This window comes from Streptomyces antarcticus, from assembly GCF_026627255.1.
Classification (GTDB): Bacteria; Actinomycetota; Actinomycetes; order Streptomycetales; family Streptomycetaceae; genus Streptomyces; species Streptomyces antarcticus.
On the sequence record NZ_JAPNLM010000003.1, the window covers coordinates 175,653 to 193,566 of the forward strand.

Annotated in this window: 11 protein-coding genes; 9 read left to right on the top strand and 2 right to left on the bottom strand. The window is 73.5% G+C overall.

All coding sequences use genetic code 11. From position 1 onward, the window contains the following. Positions 1-106 precede the first annotated feature (106 nt). Positions 107-3,406: a right-handed parallel beta-helix repeat-containing protein gene (locus OTB16_RS06810; protein ID WP_267718996.1), complete on the bottom strand. Its 3,300-nt coding sequence runs from the start codon at positions 3,404-3,406 to the stop codon at positions 107-109. A 196-nt stretch (positions 3,407-3,602) separates the two neighbouring features. Between OTB16_RS06810 and OTB16_RS06815 the strand changes: the two genes are divergently transcribed. After that, positions 3,603-4,817, top strand: coding sequence for a S8 family serine peptidase (locus OTB16_RS06815; protein ID WP_267718997.1), 1,215 nt, complete (start codon positions 3,603-3,605; stop codon positions 4,815-4,817). Between the two features lie 35 nt (positions 4,818-4,852). Here the strand turns inward: OTB16_RS06815 and eccCa are convergent, their stop codons facing one another. Then, complete coding sequence (gene eccCa / locus OTB16_RS06820; protein WP_267719234.1) at positions 4,853-8,806, bottom strand: type VII secretion protein EccCa; 3,954 nt, start codon at positions 8,804-8,806, stop codon at positions 4,853-4,855. 181 nt (positions 8,807-8,987) lie between these two features. On the opposite strand from eccCa, the gene eccD reads away from it, so the two are divergent. The 8 genes from eccD to OTB16_RS06860 all read left to right on the top strand — a co-directional run bounded on the left by eccD (position 8,988) and on the right by OTB16_RS06860 (position 17,905). Beyond that, the gene (eccD, locus tag OTB16_RS06825) at positions 8,988-10,388 is read left to right on the top strand and encodes a type VII secretion integral membrane protein EccD (RefSeq protein WP_267718999.1); all 1,401 of its coding nucleotides are present in this window, start codon (positions 8,988-8,990) and stop codon (positions 10,386-10,388) included. A 17-nt stretch (positions 10,389-10,405) separates the two neighbouring features. Continuing rightward, positions 10,406-11,854 (top strand): type VII secretion protein EccB, encoded by a 1,449-nt coding sequence (eccB, locus tag OTB16_RS06830; RefSeq protein WP_267719000.1) that lies wholly within the window; start codon positions 10,406-10,408, stop codon positions 11,852-11,854. Positions 11,855-12,111: 257 nt separating this feature from the next. After that, entirely contained in the window at positions 12,112-12,447 is a 336-nt protein-coding gene (locus tag OTB16_RS06835) for a hypothetical protein (protein ID WP_267719001.1), read from the top strand. Between the two features lie 65 nt (positions 12,448-12,512). After that, positions 12,513-12,833 carry a WXG100 family type VII secretion target gene (locus OTB16_RS06840; protein ID WP_267719002.1) on the top strand — a complete coding sequence of 107 codons (321 nt, stop codon included), beginning with the start codon at positions 12,513-12,515 and terminating at the stop codon, positions 12,831-12,833. A gap of 158 nt (positions 12,834-12,991) precedes the next feature. After that, a complete protein-coding gene (locus OTB16_RS06845; RefSeq protein ID WP_267719003.1) occupies positions 12,992-13,456 on the top strand; it encodes a type VII secretion system-associated protein in 465 nt (154 codons plus the stop codon). A 66-nt stretch (positions 13,457-13,522) separates the two neighbouring features. After that, the gene (locus OTB16_RS06850) at positions 13,523-16,948 is read left to right on the top strand and encodes an AAWKG family protein (protein WP_267719004.1); all 3,426 of its coding nucleotides are present in this window, start codon (positions 13,523-13,525) and stop codon (positions 16,946-16,948) included. A 118-nt stretch (positions 16,949-17,066) separates the two neighbouring features. Beyond that, positions 17,067-17,540 (top strand): YbaB/EbfC family nucleoid-associated protein, encoded by a 474-nt coding sequence (locus OTB16_RS06855; protein WP_267719005.1) that lies wholly within the window; start codon positions 17,067-17,069, stop codon positions 17,538-17,540. Beyond that, positions 17,537-17,905 carry a hypothetical protein gene (locus OTB16_RS06860; protein ID WP_267719006.1) on the top strand — a complete coding sequence of 123 codons (369 nt, stop codon included), beginning with the start codon at positions 17,537-17,539 and terminating at the stop codon, positions 17,903-17,905. The genes OTB16_RS06855 and OTB16_RS06860 overlap by 4 nt, the downstream gene beginning before the upstream one ends. The last annotated feature ends 9 nt before the right edge of the window (positions 17,906-17,914 follow it).

Genomic DNA, 17,914 nt, shown 5'->3' on the forward strand with positions numbered 1-17,914 from the left:
GCCGTCCGTCCCGGAACCCGCACCCCCGGACGGCTCCGGGGCTCGGGTGCGGGCGGCGCGGCCCGCGGGTGGCGCGGCCACGGGCCACGGGCCGCGGGTGGCGCGGTCAGACCCGGGTCGGCCGGGAGCCCGGCAGGTCCTCCGGCAGCAGCAGCCGCAGGTCCTCCAGGCCGGGGGCCGCCAACGACCCCAGGCGGCGGGCCTGTTGCGTCATCATCTCCTCCACCAGGCGGCGGCCCGTCCGCGCGTTGCCGAACGTACGGTCGCGCGGCAGCGCCGCCACGTATGCGTGCAGTGCCTCCACGGTGGGCGGCGGGCAGTCGTACCCCGAGTCGGACGCCTGCCCGGTGATGATCCCCACCAGCTCCTCGGCGGTGTAGTCCTCGAACTCGACCGTGCGGGTGAAGCGCGAGGTCAGCCCGGGGTTGGAGTCCAGGAAGCGGCGCATCTCGGCGGTGTACCCGGCGGCGATGACCACGATCTCGTCGCGGTGGTCCTCCATCAGCTTGAGCAGTGTCTCCACCGCCTCCCGGCCGAAGTCCGACGGTGATCCCTCCGGGGTCAGCGTGTACGCCTCGTCGATGAACAGCACACCGCCCAGGGCGCGTTCGAAGACCTCCTTGGTGAGCTGCGCGGTGTGGCCGACGTACCGGCCCACGAGGTCGGCGCGGGCCACCTCCACCAACTGGCCCTTCGGGAGCACACCGAGGGAGTGCAGGATGTCCGCGTACAGCCGGGCGACGGTGGTCTTGCCGGTACCGGGAGGGCCGGAGAACACCAGGTGCTGGCTGATCCTCGGGGCGGGCAGTCCGGCGGCCCGCCGCTGCCGGGCGGTGGCGAGCAGGTGCACCTGGTCGGTCACCGCCCGCTTCACCGCGGAGAGACCGATCATCCCCTCCAGCCGGCCGAGCAGTTCCTCGGAGCTGCCGGCCCCGCGCTCGGCGTCGCCCTGGTCGACGGCCACGTCCTCGGGCAGCAGCAGAGACAGATCGCTCTCGGCCGGGTCCCGCATCGAGCCCAGCCGGAAGGCCTGCCGGTCCACCATCTCCTCGAACACCCGGCGCGCCGCACGGCCGTTGCCGAATGCGGCGCCCCGCTCCATCCGGCCGTAGTGGCCGGCCAGGGCGTCCAGGGTGCTCGGGTCCAGCGTGTAGTGGTGGCCCTCGCACATCCGCTCGGTGATGGTGACCAGCTCCTCCACCGAGTAGTTCGCGAAGTCGATGGTGCGGGTGAACCGGGACGCCAGCCCGGGGTTGGAGTCCAGGAAGGCCGCCATCTCGTCGGTGTATCCGGCCGCGATGACCACCACCTCGTCGCGGTGGTCCTCCATGAGCTTGAGCAGCGTGTCGATGGCCTCCCGGCCGAAGTCGGCGCCGCCGCCCTTGCCGTCGGACAGCAGGGTGTACGCCTCGTCCAGGAACAGCACCCCGCCGAGGGCCTCCTTGAAGGCCTCGGTGGTCTTGATCGCCGTACCGCCGATGACCTGCGCGACCAGATCGGCCCGTGAGACCTCCACCAGATGGCCGGATCGCAGCACTCCCAGCTCGGTGAGGATGCCGCCGTACAGTCGGGCCACGGTGGTCTTGCCGGTGCCGGGCGGCCCGGAGAACACCAGGTGGCGGCTCATCGGCGGCATCGGCATGCCCAGCCGGGCCCGGCGCTGCGCGAGCTGGTTGAGGTTGACCAGGGTCCTTACCTGGTGCTTCACGTCGCCCAGGCCGATCAGCGACTCCAGCTCCTCCAGCGGACCCCGCGGAGCGGCGCGGGCCGGTCCGCGCGTGTCCCCGGGGCCGCCTGCGTCGGCGCCCCACGCGTCGGGCGCGCCGTTGCCCGCGCTGGTGAGGTTCTCGACGGTGAGCCGGTCACCGGCGCGGGTCTGCTTCAGGCCCGCGCCCCGGTTGTCGCGCACCGAGCAGCCGGTCGCGGTGACCGGCTCGGCGCTGTCCACCCGGATGCCGTCGCCGAGGCTGCCGACGGCCAGACAGGCGTCCAGCGCGAGCCGGGCGCCGTCGGAGGCCATCACGCCGTGCGCGCCCGAGTCGGTGATCTCCGTACGCAGGACCGCCAGTTCGCCGCCCTTGTCCACCCCGATGCCGGAAGCGCCGGAGGCGTGCACCCGGCAGTCCCGTACGGTGCCCAGCCCGTCCGCGCCGACCCGGATGCCCGCGTCCGCCGCGGCGCGGACGGCGCTGTCCCGCAGGTGCGGGTTGCCGCCCGCGGCGATCCGCACCCCGCACGCCCCGGCGCCGTCGATCTCGCAGTGCTCCAGCCGTCCGCGGCCGTCGTCCACGACCTCCACGCCGTGGCCGCGGGCCGAGGTGACGCGGACGTGCCGCAGCAGGGGGTTGCCGCCCCCGCGTATCAGGATCCCGGTACCGGCCGCGTCCACGACGTGCAGGCGGTCGAACTCGGCCACCGAATTGTCGTCCAGCACCACGGCGCCCTGCGGGTCGGCGCAGTCGCGCACGGTGGTGTCGGTCAGCGAGGGCGCGCTGGAGCCGATGACCCGGATCGCCGGACCGCCGGCCGTGTCGAACTCGCACTCCCGGTACACGCCGCGGGACCGCTCGGTGACGGCGAGGCCGTTCCCCTTGGTCCGCGAGGTGCGGCAGCGCACCAGTTCCGGGGCGGCGCCGGAGGCCACCACGATGCCCGGGCCGGCGGTGTCGCTGACCGTGACCTCCTCCAGCACCGGGCGGGAGTCGCTGGTCACGTACACGCCCACGGCCGCGCCGTGGATCCGGGTGCGCAGCACGCGGGTGGCGCTGCTGCCCTCGAGGGCCAGGGCGGGCTTCTCGGTACCGGTGATCTCGCAGTCCTCCACCAGCCCCTGCGCCTCGCCGTTGGCGAGCACCCCGTTGCCCCGGGCGTCGCGTATGCGGCAGTCGCGCACGGTGGTGCGGGCCTGCTCGCCGATGACGACGCCGGAGGTGCCGAGGTTCTCGATGACGCACCCGGACACCACCGTCCCGGTCGGCGCGGTGTCCACCACGCCCGCCCCGACCGGGTTGCTGACCCGGCAGTCCCGCATGGCGAGCGACCCGGACTCGCGGGCCAGCAGGGCCGTCCAGCCGGAGCCGACGACCGTGCAGCCTTCCAAGGCGACCTGGCCGCGCACGGCGTCCACCACCGGTACGTCCTCCGAGCCGCCGCGCAGCGTGAGGTCGCTCAGCATCACGGCGTCGGCGACCAGGGAGAGGGCACTGCCGCGGCGGGGGCAGATCTCGACGCTGCCGCGCTCGCCGTCGGCGACGATGGTGACCCGGTTGCGGACCGTCAGGTTCTCCGGGTAGCGGCCCGGGCGTACCCGGATCACCGCTCCGGTGCGGGCCTGTGCCAAGGCCTCACCGATGGTCCGGAACCCCTGCGGCTCCTCCGGGCTGACGGTGAGCAACTGCCGTGACACGCTGGTCCTCCTCGCTCCGGCGCCGTCTCCGCCCCCCACGGGGGCGTCGTATCGCACCGCTTGCAGGCTACGTGAGGGAGAGCGTGATCTACCAGGTGGAGCAGGGCAGTTCACGCCGCGTCATGGCGATGCGGTCCGAATGTCTCCCGCTGGACGCCACGTTGCCACCCGGTACGCACGGCCTAGGATGCGCGTCATGAGACACGCGCCCTTCCGTGGACCGGCGTCGGCGGCCGCACTGGCCGCGCTGCTGCTCTCCGCCGCCTGGCCGGTGCCCGCGCTGGCGGACTCCGATCCGGTCGCGCTGCCCGTGGTCCGCACCGTGCTGGAACCGGGCGAACCCTGCGCGGCGGCTTCGGGTCAGGTCGCCGAGGTGGAGCCCTGGCCGGTACGGGCGCTCGGGCTGGCCCGCGCCCGGCGGGTCTCCGAGGGCGCGGGGGTGACCGTCGCGGTGGTCGGCACCGGCGTGGGAGCCGGGGTTCCGGCGCTGGCCGGCCGGGTCCGCCACATCGGTCCGGCGGGGGCGGACTGCGTGGGCCACGGCAGCTTCGCCGCCGGACTGATCGCCGGGGCGCCGCTCCCCGGGGTGGGCGCGGTGGGCGTGGCGCCCGCGGCGAGCCTCCTGGCGGTACGGGGCACCGACGAGCGGGGCGCCGCCACCCCGGAGTCGCTGGCCGCGGCGATCCGCGCCGCCGCCGACGAGGGCGCCGGGGTGGTGTACGTCGCCTCGGCGCTGCCGGCCGGCGACACGGTGCTCACCGAGGCGGTCGCGTACGCCGCCGGGCGGGACGCCCTGGTCGTCGCCCCCTTCGCGCCCGACGCGCTCACCGACCCGGGCGGCGCGGCCCCGGCGCCCGTGCAGCCCTGGTACTGGCCGGCGGCCGCCCCGGCCGTGCTGTCCGTCATGGACTACGGCCCCGGCGGCGGCCGCCCGGACCGCGCGCCGACCGCCGTCGGCGCCGACCTGGCCGCCCCCGGGGACTCGGTGGTCGGCCCAGGCCCGCAGGGCGCGGGCCACTACCTGGGCTCGGGTTCCTCGCTGGCCGCCGCCCACGTGGCCGGGGCCGCGGCCCTGGTCCGCTCGCGCCACCCGGAGCTGACGGCGGCCGAGGTGCACGACCGGCTGATCGCGTCCGGCTACCCGGAGACACCGCCGCGGCTGGACCCGTACGCCGCCCTGACGGCCGTACTGACCGGCCCCGCCGGACCGGTCCCGCGCCCGGAGCCCGCCCGGGTGCCGGACCCGGCTCCCGCCGCCCCGCGGGAACGGGCCCTGGTCATCGCCGCGGCCGGAGGCGGACTGGTCCTGCTGGTGGCCGCCGCCGCGGTGGTCGTCCCCCGGGGCCGGGCCCGCCGGTGGCGGCCCCCGTCCCGGGACCCCGGGGGCGCGCCCGGCCCGGCCGCGCACTGACGGCGGACGGGCGGCGGACGGGCGGCGGACCGCTCTCAGGACTCCGGGTCCCCCACGAACGCGGTCTGGACCTGCACCGTGCGGCGCCGGGCGATGCGGGTGGCGCGTCCCGGCGGTAGGAGCCGGCCCTTCGTGTTGCCGAGGACGTAGCCCTCGGACGGCGGGCAGGAGAACAGCAGGGACGGGGTGTTGACCTCCTGGAGGCGCCGCATCAGCGCGTCGCTCATGCCGCGCCCGGCGCCGCTGGCGGAACGGGCGACGATCAGGTGCAGGCCGACTTCCCAGCCCAGTGCCAGATGGGCCAGCAGCGGTTCGAACGGCGGGTGCGCGGGGTTGGAGCCGACCATGTCGTAGTCGTCCACGAGGATGAACAGCCGCGGCCCCGACCACCAGTCGGCGAGCCGCATCCGCGCCGGGGCGATGTCGGGCCCCGGCACCCGGGTCCGGACCGCGCGGGCCGCGCCGTCCACCAGGTCCTTCAGCGCGTCGATGGAGACCGCGTGCCCGAGCCGGTAGGCGTCCGGGATCGCCTCGACCAGCTCGCGCCGGTAGTCCACCACCATGATCCGTGCCTCGGCCGGGGTGTACCGCTCCATGATCGCCCGTGCGGCGAGCCGCAGCAGGTTGGTCTTGCCGCTCTCGGTGTCCCCGACCGCGATCATGTGCGGGCTCTCGCTGAAGTCGTGCCACACGGTGGCCAGTTCGTCCTCCTCCAGCCCGAGTGGTATACGGAAATCACCCTCCGGGGCGGGAAGTCCGGCCACGGCCAGCTCGGTCGGCAGCATCCGCACCTGCGGGGCCGGCGGCCCGTTCCAGCTCTCCCGCACCGCCGCGACCAGCCCGGCCACGCCCTCCGCCAGGTCGTCGGTCCGCTCCCCGCCGTCGATGCGGGGCAGGGCCGTCAGATAGTGCAGCTTGCCCTCACGCGTCAGGCCCCGGCCGGGCACCCGGGGCACGGTCGCGGCCCGCCGGATGTCGATCTCGGAGTCCATCGAGTCGCCCATCCGCAGCTCCAGATGGGTACCCGCCTGGTCCCGCACCGCCGACGGCAGCTCCACCCAGCGCGCCGTGGTCACGATGAGGTGGACGCCGTAGCCCAGGCCCCGCGAGGCGATGGCGCTGAAGGTCGCGATGTGGCGGTCGTAGTCCTGCCGCACCGTGGACCAGCCGTCGATGACGAGGAACACGTCGCCGTGCTCCTCGGCCGGGAACTCGCCGGCCGCCCGGCGGCGCCGGTAGGTGGCCATGGAGTCGATGCCGTGCTCCAGGAAGAACTTCTCCCGGGCCGCGAGCAGCGCGGTCACCTCGGCGATGGTCCGGCCCACCCGCTCGCCGTCCATCCGCGCCGCGACACCGCTCATGTGCGGCAGCCCGGCCAGCCCGGACAGGGTGCCGCCGCCGAAGTCGAGGCAGTAGAACTGCACTTCGCGCGGCGTGTGGGTGAGGGCGAGGGAGGCCAGGATGGTCCGCACCATGGTGCTCTTGCCGCTCTGCGGGCCGCCGGCGACGGCGATGTGCCCGCCGACCCCGGACAGGTCGACGGTCAGCAGGTCGCGCAGCTGGTCGAAGGGCCGGTCCACGATGCCGATGGGCACCTTCAGCCGCCCCCGGTCCGGCGCGTCCGTGGTCAGCCCCCGCTCCGGGTCCGGCGTCAGCGGAGGCAGGATCTGGTCGAGCGTCGCCGGCAGGTCCAGCGGCGGCAGCCACACCTCGTGCGCCGGCGGTCCCGCCGCGAGCAGCCGCTCCACCGCCACCGACAGCAGCGAGTCGCCGCTCTCCTCCGCCTCCGGCTCGGGGGCCGGCAGGTCGGGAACCGCCCGCGGCACCACCCACCCGGTGCTCCACGGCACCGTGTGGCCGACGGCCCGGGCCTGACTGGCCCCACCCCGCCGGTGCCGGTAGGGCCCGGAGACGTACGCCGCCCGGAACCGGGTCAGCGCGTCCACCCCGGACTTGAGGAAACCACCGCCGGGCGCGGACGGCAGCTCGTAGGCGTCCGGCACGCCCAGCACCCCGCGGCTCTCCATCGCCGAGAACGTGCGCAGCCCGATCCGGTACGACAGGTGGCTCTCCAGCTGGTGCATCCGGCCCTCGTCCAGACGCTGCGAGGCCAGCAGCAGGTGCACGCCCAGGCTACGCCCCAGCCGGCCGATCATCACGAACAGCTCCATGAACTCACGGTGCGCCGCGAGGAGTTCGCTGAACTCGTCCACGATGACGAACAGGCTCGGCAGCGGCGCCAGCGGCGTCCCGGAGGCGCGGGCCTTCTCGTACTCCAGCGCCGAGGTGTAGTTCCCGGCCGCCCGCAAAAGCTCCTGGCGGCGGATCAGCTCCCCGTGCAGGGCGTCCTGCATGCGGGAGACCAGGGCCGCCTCGTCGGCGAGGTTGGTGATCACCGCCGAGGTGTGCGGCAGCTCGTCCAGGCCCAGGAAGGTGGCACCGCCCTTGAAGTCCACCAGGACGAAGTTCAGCGTCTCGGAGGAGTTGGTCAGCGCCAGCGCCAGCACCAGGGTGCGCAGCAGCTCGCTCTTGCCGGAGCCGGTGGCGCCGATCAGCATGCCGTGCGGGCCCGTGCCGCCCTGCGCGGACTCCTTGATGTCCAGTTCCACCGGCACGCCGTCCGCACCCACCCCGATGGGGACCCGCAGCCGGCTCGGCCCGGTGCCGCGCCGCCACAGCGCGGCGGGTTCGTGCCCGTACAGGTCATTGATGCCCAGCAGGGTCGTCAGCTCGACGTCGGTGGACAGCGGTTCGGAGCTGTCCGTCCCGATGCCCATCCGGTACGGGGCCAGCCGCTTGGCCAGCGCCGTGGCGCCGCGCGTACCGAAGGCGTCGGGGCGGCCCAGCGGCGCGACCTGTTCCTTGCGGTCCCGGTCGGTGCGCACCAGCCGGAAGTCGCCCTCCTCCACCTCGAAGCGCAGCGTCACCCGCCCCGGACGCCAGCTCAGCGCCCCGGACAGGTCCAGCACCACGGTGTTGCGCAGCCCCGGACCGTCCAGCCGGTGGCCGCCGGGGACCGTGCCGCCGTCCACCACGATCACCGTGAACGGCTCCTCCCGGCCGGGCAGCGCATCCGGGTCGAACGGCGGGCGTTCCAGGAACTCCGCGCCCAGCAGGTCCTCCAGCTCGCCGAGCGTGGAGCCGGTCATCCGGGCCGGTCCCGCCCCGTCGGTCTCCTGCGGATGCAGGTGGTGCGGCAGCCACTTGCCCCACTCCCACTCCGCCCGCCGCTCGTCGGACACGCACAGCGCGATCCACAGGTCGTCCGGGGAGTGGAAGGCGGCCAGCTGCGCGACGAGCGCCCGGGCCAGGGCGCGTATCTGCTCCTCGTCGCCGCGGAACAGCACCCGCGCCCAGGCCCGCAGGTAGATCGCGATCGGCTGGTCGGGCACGGTGGCGTACGCCCGGATGAAACTGCGCAGCGCGTGGGCGGCGAGCGGTTCCAGGTCCTCGACCGGACTGGTCGCCATCGGGTTCAGCCGCAGCCCCAGCTTCTGGTCGCCGACCGCCACCCGCACCTCGCCGAAGTCCGTGTCCTGCGGCCGCCGTTCCCACAGGCGCGTGGTGCCGACCACGGACCACAGCGCGGCGGGATCCGGATGCCGCCAGGCCAGCGCCCGCTGTTGGTCGATCACGGCGGCCCGCACCTTGCGCCGCGTCTGCCCGAGATAGCGCAGGTAGTCGCGGCGCTCGCCCTTCAGCCGCTGCTTGCGCTCGCTGTTGCGGCGCATGACCTGCCCCAGCATCATGGCCGCCGAGGCGATCACCATCATCCCCAGCGCCAGGTAGATGAAGCCGCTCCCGCCGGCCGCCCCGGGCCGGATGAACATCAGCATCATCGACACCGACATCAGCGCCATCGGCAGGTACGTCCACACCGCCGACGAGTCCGGGACCACCTCCGGAAGCACCGGCGGCTCCTGCAGGGTCAGTTCCCCGTCGGGCATCTCCGGGCCCCGCCTGCGGGCCGGCCTTCGGAACAGCACCACACTCACCGAACGGACTCCTTGCGCCGGGGGGCCGTGGGCACCACCGCCCTCACAGACCGCGAATACCTCGGACAGGTGAGTGATACTACGATCGTTCGTGCTGACCGCCCAAGGTCAAACGGGGTGCGACCGCGCCCTGTTGGCCTGTCGTTCGCACCCCGGAGAGGCGTGAGCCAGACCGATGAGTGACAACCAGGTGGCCGGGCTGTGCCGCCTGACGGTACGTGCCCCCGCCCGCACCGTCGACCTCGCCGTCCCCGCCGACGTACCGGTGGCCGACCTGCTGCCCGCCGTCCTCGGCTACGCCGGGGACGACCTGGAGGAGGCCGGCATCGACCACGGCGGCTGGGTGCTCCAGCGCCTGGGCGGCGAACCGCTGGACGAGGAGCGCACCCTCGAGTCCCTCGACCTGCGCGACGGCGAGACCCTCTACCTGCGCCCGCGCACCGAGGCCCTGCCCGAGGTGCACCTCGACGACCTGGTGGACGGCATCGCCACGGCGCTCCAGCGCCAGCCGTACGGCTGGACCCCCGCCGCCGCCCGCGCGCTGCTGCGCGCGCTGGCCGTCACCGCGCTCCTCGCCGGGCTGGTGGTCCTCGCCCTGCCGGGCGGCTCGGGCGCCACCCGGGCGGTCTGCGCCGCCGCGGCGGCGGTGCTGCTCCTCGCCGGGGCCGCGGCGGCCGCCCGCGCCGTCGGCGACGGGGGCGCGGGCGCCGCCCTGGGCCTCATGGCCGGCCCCTACCTGGCCCTGGCCGGATGGCTCCTGCCCGGCGGGGCCCTGACCGGCCCGCACGGCCAGGAGGCGCTGGGAGCCCGGCTGCTGGCCGCCTCCGCCGCCGGAGCCGGCGGCACGGTCCTGGCGCTGGCCGCGGTCGCCGCGTACGCCGCGCTGTTCCTGGCCCCCGCCGTCCTCGCGGCGTTCGGCGCGCTGACCGGCGCCGTGATGCTCGTCGCCGGGCTGCCGATCGGGGAGGCGGTCGCCGTGACGGCCCTCCTCGCTGTCCTCCTCGGCGCGTTCGTGCCCTCCCTCTCCTTCCGCATGTCGGGCCTGCGGATGCCGCCGCTGCCGACCAACGCCCAGCAGCTCCAGGAAGGCATCGAACCCCATCCGACGGCCGCGGTCACCGCCCGCTCGCTGCTCGCCGACGGCTGGATGAGCTCGCTGTACGGGGCGGTCGGACTGGTCTGCACCGGCTGCCTCACCGTGCTCGCCCACGAACCCGGACTCGCGCAGACCATCACCTCCGCGGTCCTCGCCCTGCTGCTCCTGCTCCACTCGGCCGGACTCGGCAACGTGTGGCAGCGGCTGTCGCTGGTGGTACCGGGCGTCTGGGGGCCCGTCCTGCTGGTGTGGGCCGCCGCCGGGTCCTACGCGCCGTCCGGCAGGCTGCTGCTCGTGGTGGGGCTGCTCGCCGTCGCCACCGCGACCGCCATCGCCTCGTGGACCGTGCCCGGCCGGCGGCTCGTGCCCTACTGGGGCCGTGCGGCGGAGCTGTTCCACTCGGCGGCGGCCATCGCCCTGCTGCCGCTGGTGCTGTGGGTGCTCGGCGTGTACGGGGCCCTGCGGTCCCTCAACGGCTGATCCGGGGGAGCGCCACAGTGCAGTCGAAACGCGACCAGGTCCAGGCCCACATGTTCGTCATGGGCCGGCTCACCTCCGCCATGCTCCGCGGCGATCCGGACGCCCCGGAGAGCCCGCAGGGCCGCACCAACCGCGGCATCGCCATCGGCGTGGTGATCGCCGTCCTGCTGTCGGCCGGCGCGTTCGTCCTCGGCCTGTTCAAGCCCGGCACCAAGGACTCCTGGCGGCAGCCCGGCACCCTCGTGGTCGCCAAGGAGACCGGCACGCGCTACCTCTTCCTGGAGGGCAGGCTGCGGCCCGTGCGCAACTACGCCTCCGCGCGGCTGCTCGTCGGCGCCGACCTCAAGGTCTCCTCCGTCGGAAGCCGCTCGCTCGCCGACACACCCCGCGGCGCACCCGTCGGCATCGCCGGCGCACCGGAGGCACTGCCCGCCGCCAACCGCCTGGACACCGGCCCCTGGCAGGTCTGCTCGGGAACCCCCGGCGGGCCCGCGACCACCGTCCTGGCGGTCGGCGCACCCGCAGCGGGCCGCGGACTGGGCACCGACGAGGCCCTTTTGGTGACCGGGCCGGACCAGGCCGAGTACGTGGTGTGGCGCGGCAGCAGGCTGCGCCTGGACGCCGGGACCCGGGCCGCGCAGGCACTGGGCTACGACGCCCAGCCCCGCACCCGGGTCTCCGCGGCCTTCCTCAACGCCCTGCCCGAGGGCCCCGACCTCACCCCGCCCGCCGTCCCCGGCCGCGGTGCGCCGGGCCCGCAGCTCGGCGGACGCGAGTCCCGCGTCGGCCAGGTCTTCCGGATCACCGTGCCCGGCGCGGCCGCGCGGTACTACCTGCTGCGCCAGGACGGCCTCGCCCCGCTCACCGCCACCGGCGCCGCCCTGGTACTGGGCGATCCGCAGACCCGTGTCACGGCGTACGGGGGCGCCGCCCCGGCCGCCGCCGACCTGGGCGCCGAAGCCCTCGACGGCCGCAGCGCCCCGCTGCCGGCCACGGGGCCGGCCGCCGATCTCCCCGAGGCGCCGCCCCGGGCGGTGGCGCCGGCGGCCGGCTCGACGGCGTGCGCCCGTATCGAATCGGCGAGCGCGGGCAGCCGGGTCAGCGTCGCGCTCGCCGCGGTGGACGGCCTCGGCCCCGCCGCGCAGCCCGCCCCCGAGGGCCTGACCCCGGCCTGTACGGCCGTCGAGCGGATCACGGTCCGGCCGGGCGGCGGGGCCCTGGTGCGCGCCCTGGGCGCCGGGGGCGGCGAACTAGGCTCCACGCTCTACCTGGTGACCGACAGCGGGATGAAGTACCGGGTCGCCGGCGGGGACGCGCTCACCGCCCTCGGCTACTCCCCGGGCCAGGCGCGGGGACTTCCCTCACCGCTGCTGGCGATGCTCCCGGCCGGACCGGACCTCAGCCCGCAGGCCGCCGCTGCGGGTCGCGGAAACACCACCGCCGCGGCCTGCCCGGCGGGGCCGTGACGGGAACACCGGCGAACCGAACCGGAGGAACGTGCGTGTATCCCGTGTAGGCGACACAAAAAACCGGCCCCGGGGCTTGGGACGCTGGATTCTCGACATGTGATCACTGAGAATGCAGCTGACGGACACGTTACGGATGACCACAACTCGGTTGTCCGACTGTCCGGTTGAGTAGGGTCGGCTGAACGACGGACATCCGCCGGCGCCCTCGGCGTGCGGGCGGACTCGGCGGTGACAACCACCAGGAGGTGCGGCACATGGCAGGCTTCCAGCAGTCACAGGAACAGGCCACCCGGAACGGCATCATGGCACTGGAGCAGGCGTTCACCGGCGTGCAGAACTGCCGGCAGGACGTGGAGAACATGAAGTTCAACCTGTCCTCCGGACTCAAGGGCTCCGACGGCAAGGCGTTCCAGGACCTGCTCAAGCTCTGGGACGACCAGGCGGAGGTCATCTCGCGCAACGTCCGGGACATGGTCGACACCCTCAACGAGACGCTGCGCACGCAGGGCCTCACCCAGGGATCCAACAACGAGAGCATCACGACGGCCTACAGCCAGTCGCAGTCGGTCTTCGACACGCTCAGCGGCTGATCCGTCCCTTCCCGGACCCGCGACTCCCGTCCCCTCCCCATCCAGTTGTGAGACGAGGCCCCACCATGAGCGACTTCACCGACGGTCACATCTACGTCGACTACCGGCACATGTCGAACGCGGCGGACGACATGGTCGCCCAGACAAAGGCGATCGCCGGCGTCCTGGCCAACCTGGAAGCCGAGCTCCAGGAGCTCAAGCAGACCTGGGAGGGTGAGGACCGCCAGGTCTACAACACCAAGCAGCAGGCGTGGGACCACGCCGTCGAAGAGATGAAGAACCTGCTGGCGAACCACTCCCGCCTGCTGACCGACGTCTCCGACAATTACCAGTACAGCGAGAAGTCCCTCACCCAGATGTGGGGAGACGTACGCATCGGCCGCTGACCCGGCCGCGGGAACCGCGACGACGGGCAGGGCCCGGCCCCGGACCCCGCGGGGCGCGCCCCGCGTGCGCCCCGCGGCCCCGCGGCGCGTCGGACGGGCAGCGGCGGCCGCCGGAGCGCGGGCGGGAACAAGAGCAGGTTCAGGATCAGGAGCGGGACATGGCGCAGAAACCCCCGGTCAACCTCGACAAGGCCTGGCTGGAGAACTTCCTCAACCACGACATCGCGGAGTTCATCGCCGAGATCAAGAAGATCATGGGCGACGGAACGGGGTCCGACAACACGGTCATACCGGCCCTCGAGGCCCTGCTGCCCGCGGGCGCCCACGGCGACTGGGCCCTGCCCGGCGCCCAACTGCCCCTCACCATCGGCGGGATGTCCAAGGACAGCGCCACCAACGGCCAGCACATCAACGAGGCGGTGGTCGAGCTCATCGGTGCCGTGACCACCATCCTCGACAACCAGAAGCTCCTCTTCGACGACATCGACGACAACCTGCGCACCAGCATCGAGACCCTCTTCAAGGCGCAGGGCGACAACCTGGCCAAGATCGAAGGGGACAAGTTCCTCGACATCTTCTCCGACGTCGACGAATCCCTCGGCGGCGGCGAAAAGGACGACTAGGGGTGTCGCCGGACTCGCCCCCGCAGTGCCCGTCTTTCGTCCGCCCGATCCTCCCGGAGCCCGACCGTGCGTGATGAGAACATCAAGCCGCTCACCGCGGACAACGACGCCTGGCACCAGGCCGTCAAACTCTTCACCGGCTACGACGCGCCCCTGCGGAACAAGCTCTTCGAGGAGCTCATCGGCAACGCGGGCATCCCCCAGATGAAGGTGGAGATCAGCAAGCAGTCGGCCGTCGACTACGTCGACCCGAACGACTTCAACTGGCGGGTGGAGAACGCCGGCTGGCGGATCGAGAACACCGACTTCGTCATCCCCTTCTACCTCACCGGCGGCGACAACCCCTCCAGCGGCGACCGGGTCTCCATGTACAAGGCCCGGATCACCCTGCTCGGCAACAAGGGCAGCGACGGCCCCCCGGCCGGCGGCGTCGTGGAGGGCGGGGAGTTCAAGAGCCAGTACGACAACCACCTGGGCCTGACGGGCGACGCGGCCGTGTGGACCACCCAGCCGCTCACCCAGTACAGCTACGGGACCGGCCGCGCCCTGGAGGCGCTGCTCAACGACCGCAACGGCACCCACGGCTTCCACTGGAACGGGAAGAACGTCGCCAACGACCAGGCCGTCACCCTCACCTCCTTCGACACGGCGGCGGCGTCCTTCGACCGGGCCGCCCAGTTCTTCGTCGACCGGCGCGACGCCGTGGAGGAGTGGGAGCAGCGGCTCGGTACGGAGCAGGACGACGCCTGGCGCGGCCAGGCCGCCGGCGTCTTCTGGAACCTGGTGCACACGCTCGGCAAGCAGTACGACGGCTACGCCAAGGACATGCGCCCCTCCGGCACCACCGGCTCCAGGCAGGGCGACGAACTGCGGCAGGCGAAGACGGACTTCCGCAACGCCGTCTCGACCCTCCAACGGAGCTGGGCCCGCTGGGAGCTCATGGAGGGCAACCCGCTGCGCTGGCTGCACGACCTGCTCGTGGAGGTCACGGACCACGTGTGGGAACGCAACATCAAGATGATCACGTACAAGGTGAGCAGCAACCGCTACGGAACCACCACCACGTACCACGCCATGTCCGGCTTCGACCAGACCGCCACCCGGTTCGGCAAGGGCGACAACTTCGGGCAGCTCGACGACCTCGACACCTGGAAGAAGGTGGGGGAGCGGGCGATCCAGCACTGGCAGGCCTCCGTCATCGAGAGCCTGGAGGTTCCCGCCAACGAGGCGATCCGGCAGGTCCACAACAGCTGGAGCACCAAGAACTTCGACCTCGGCTCCATCCGCACGCGCAGCAGCACCGACCTCACCAGCTCCTACAACGAGGACAAGAACGAGAAGAAGGAGGACGACGCCGAGAAGGTTGCGGCGGACGCCGCGAAGAAGCAGGAAGAGTTCATGGCCTGGCAGAAGGAACAGGCGGCCAAGGCGGAGGCCGAGGCCAAGCGCCGCGAGGAGGAGGCCAAGAAGGAGCAGGAGCGCCGGGAGAAGGAGGCCGACGAGAAAGAGGCCAAGGCCAAGGAGGAACAGGAGCGCAAGGAGAAGGAAGCGGAGGCCAAGGAGGCCGCGCTCCGGGCCGAGCAGGAGCGCAAGGAACAGGAGGCCAAGGCCGAGCAGGAGCGCAAGGAACAGGAGGCCAAGGCCGAGCAGGAGCGCCGGGAGAAGGAGGCCGGGGCGAAGGAGGAGCAGGCCAGGGCCGAGCAGGAGCGCAAGGAGGCCGAAGCCGAGGCGAAGGCGGGCGAGAAGGAGGCCGAAGCCGAGCAGCGGCAGGCCGAGGCGGAGGCCAAGGCGGAGCAGAAGGAAACCGAGCAGGAGGCCAAGCAGGCCGAGGCCGAGGCCAAGGCCGAGGAGAAGCAGCGGGAGCAGGAGGCCAAGCAGGAGGAGGCCCAGCGCAAGCAGGAAGAGGCCCGGCTGCGCCAGGAGCAGGTCCAGCTCGGCCAGTTCAACCAGTCCCGCACCGACCAGGAGCGCGCCCGCAAGGAGCAGGAGCAGAAGGAGGCCGAGGCCGAGGCGAAGGCCGCCGAGAAGGAGCGGGAGGCCGAGGCCAAGCAGGCGGAGGCGGAGGCCGAAGCCGAGCAGCGGCAGGCCGAGGCGGAGGCCAAGGCGGAGCAGAAGGAAGCCGAGCAGGAGGCCAAGCAGGCCGAGGCGGAGGCGAAGGCCGAGGAGCGGCAGCGCGAGCAGGAGGCCAAGCAGGAAGAGGCCCAGGCGAAGGCCGAGGCCGCCCAGCGGGAGCGGCAGGAGGAGCAGGGCAGGCTCCAGACCGAGCAGGAGCTGCGGCAGGAGCAGCTGCTCACCGAGCAGGAGAAGCGCGAGGCCGAGCAGCGTGCAGAGGTGGAGGCCCGCCAGGCGGAGGCCCAGGCCCGCCAGGAAGCCGCCGTCGAACAGGCCCGGGCGGCGCAGGAGCAAGCCCGCGGCCAACAGCTGCCGGGCGGCCCCGACCGGCCCGGCTCCGTGGAGCTTCCGGGCGGGCAGCTGAACCCGGGCGACCTGTCCTCGCTCATGCCCGGCCCGACGGGCGGGCCCGTCTACTCGGACAACGGCCTCACCCTGCCGGACGGCACCTCGACCACCATCGACGACAACGGCCGGATCGTCACCCACCACCCCGACGGCAGCACCGTCACCATCGACCCAGACCTCCACACCGCCACCGTCACCCGCCCCGACGGCACCACCGCCACCGGCCCGCTGAACATCGGCGACCGGCTTCCGCACCCCGACGGCAGCGTGTCCCACATCGGCGCCGACGGGCGGATCGTCACCGAGTACCCGGACGGCACGACCACCACCATCGACCCCGACACGGGCATCGGCATCACCACCCGCCCCGACGGTACGGTCACCAGCGGCCACCTGGGCGGCGACGGAACGCTGCCCGGAGGCTCCGGCCCCCACTCCTCGCTCCCCTCCGGCCACCGCCCGCCGTCCTACGAAGGCTCCCTGGGCTCGTACGAGGAGGAGCTGTACGACCACACCCCCTACGAGCCCTCGTTCGCGGGCAGTTCCTCCGGTCCCGGGCCGTCCTACGGCGCCCTCGGCGACGTGGGCACACCGCTCAACACCGGCTCGCTGCCCGGATCGGGATCCGGCTCCGGGGCCGGAGCCGGCGGCCCCGCGGGCCCCATGGGCGCGCCGATGGGCGGAATGGGCGGTCCCATGGGCGGGATGGGCGGCGGCGGCGGTGCCGGCGGCGGTTCGGGCACATCCGAACGCGTGCGCAACGTCATCGACGACGGCCGGGTGAACGGCGGTCCGCGCGGCGGACGCCCCCGCCCCGCAAGCCCCAGGGGCGGGCAGGACGAGAACGACGTACGGGTTTCCTCTCCCCGGGCCACGGCCACCGGCGGCGCCCCGTTCGCGCCGATGGGCGGCGGCGGACCCGGCCAGCAGCAGACGCAGAGCGGCGACCGCACCCGGGACGCGTGGGTGCAGGAGGAAGAGGACGTCTGGGGTACGGACGAGGGCGGCGCCCCCGCCGTGATCGGCCGATGACCACCGCCGCCCGGACCGTCCGCCGGAGCACCGGCCGGACCCTCCGCACGACCACCCGCCAGTCCATCCGCCAGTCCACCCGCCCGGGCGCCGGCCCGGCCGACCGGAGGTACCACCGGTGACCGAACCGATCGAGCAGCGCATCGCCAAGGCCATGGCGGAACTGGAGTCCGTCAAGGCCGCCGTGGCGCGCGCCGAGGAGCAACTGGCCGACGCCACGGCGACCGTACGCTCACGGGACCGCGCCGTGGAGGTCACGGTCGGCCCGCAGGGCGAGCTCGCCGGGCTCAAGTTCCTGGACGGCAAGCACCTTTCGATGAACGCCTCCCAGCTGGCCGCGTCGGTGATGGAGGCCGCCGGGCGCGGCCGGGCGCAGATGGCCCGGCAGGTCATGGAACTCTTCGACCCGCTCACCCGCTCCAGCGCCACGGTGCCGGAACTGAGCGGCGTCGACATCGACTGGGACCGCATCTTCGGCTCGGCCCTGCGCGACGAGGACGACGGGGGACGGGTGCGCCGCCCGGGCGACAGGCTGCGGGACGAGATCCTCGAGGACACGGACGACGGACACAGGGGAAGGGACCGGTCATGAGCGGTGTGTACGAGGCGAACCCGGAGGCGTTGCGGAGGGCCGTCGAGCGCATGCGGCGGCTGCCCGAGCTGGCGGAGGCGCTCGGCCGCGACTTCACCGCGGACGAGCGCAACTACACGCCGTGGCCCGGATGGACGGACGACTTCGCCCTCCAGGTCCGCCCGGTCTACGAGCGCAACAACGAGTACTGCCTCGGTACCGGCCGGGTGCTGTACGAAGCCCTCGACGGACTCGTGCAGGCCACGCTGGCGAACCTGACCAACATCGAGCGCACCCGGTCGGACTCCACCGAGCAGATCGCGGAGCACCAGCGCAGGACCCGCGACTCGGTCTTCGACGGCCCGGGATCCGGCGGCCGCCACTGAGGACGGCCG

Coding starts and splice junctions, on each gene's coding strand:
- OTB16_RS06815 (WP_267718997.1), top strand. CDS start 3,603: ATGAGACACGCGCCCTTCCGTGGACCGGCGTCGGCGGCCGCACTGGCC.
- eccD (WP_267718999.1), top strand. CDS start 8,988: ATGAGTGACAACCAGGTGGCCGGGCTGTGCCGCCTGACGGTACGTGCC.
- OTB16_RS06835 (WP_267719001.1), top strand. CDS start 12,112: ATGGCAGGCTTCCAGCAGTCACAGGAACAGGCCACCCGGAACGGCATC.
- OTB16_RS06840 (WP_267719002.1), top strand. CDS start 12,513: ATGAGCGACTTCACCGACGGTCACATCTACGTCGACTACCGGCACATG.
- OTB16_RS06845 (WP_267719003.1), top strand. CDS start 12,992: ATGGCGCAGAAACCCCCGGTCAACCTCGACAAGGCCTGGCTGGAGAAC.
- OTB16_RS06860 (WP_267719006.1), top strand. CDS start 17,537: ATGAGCGGTGTGTACGAGGCGAACCCGGAGGCGTTGCGGAGGGCCGTC.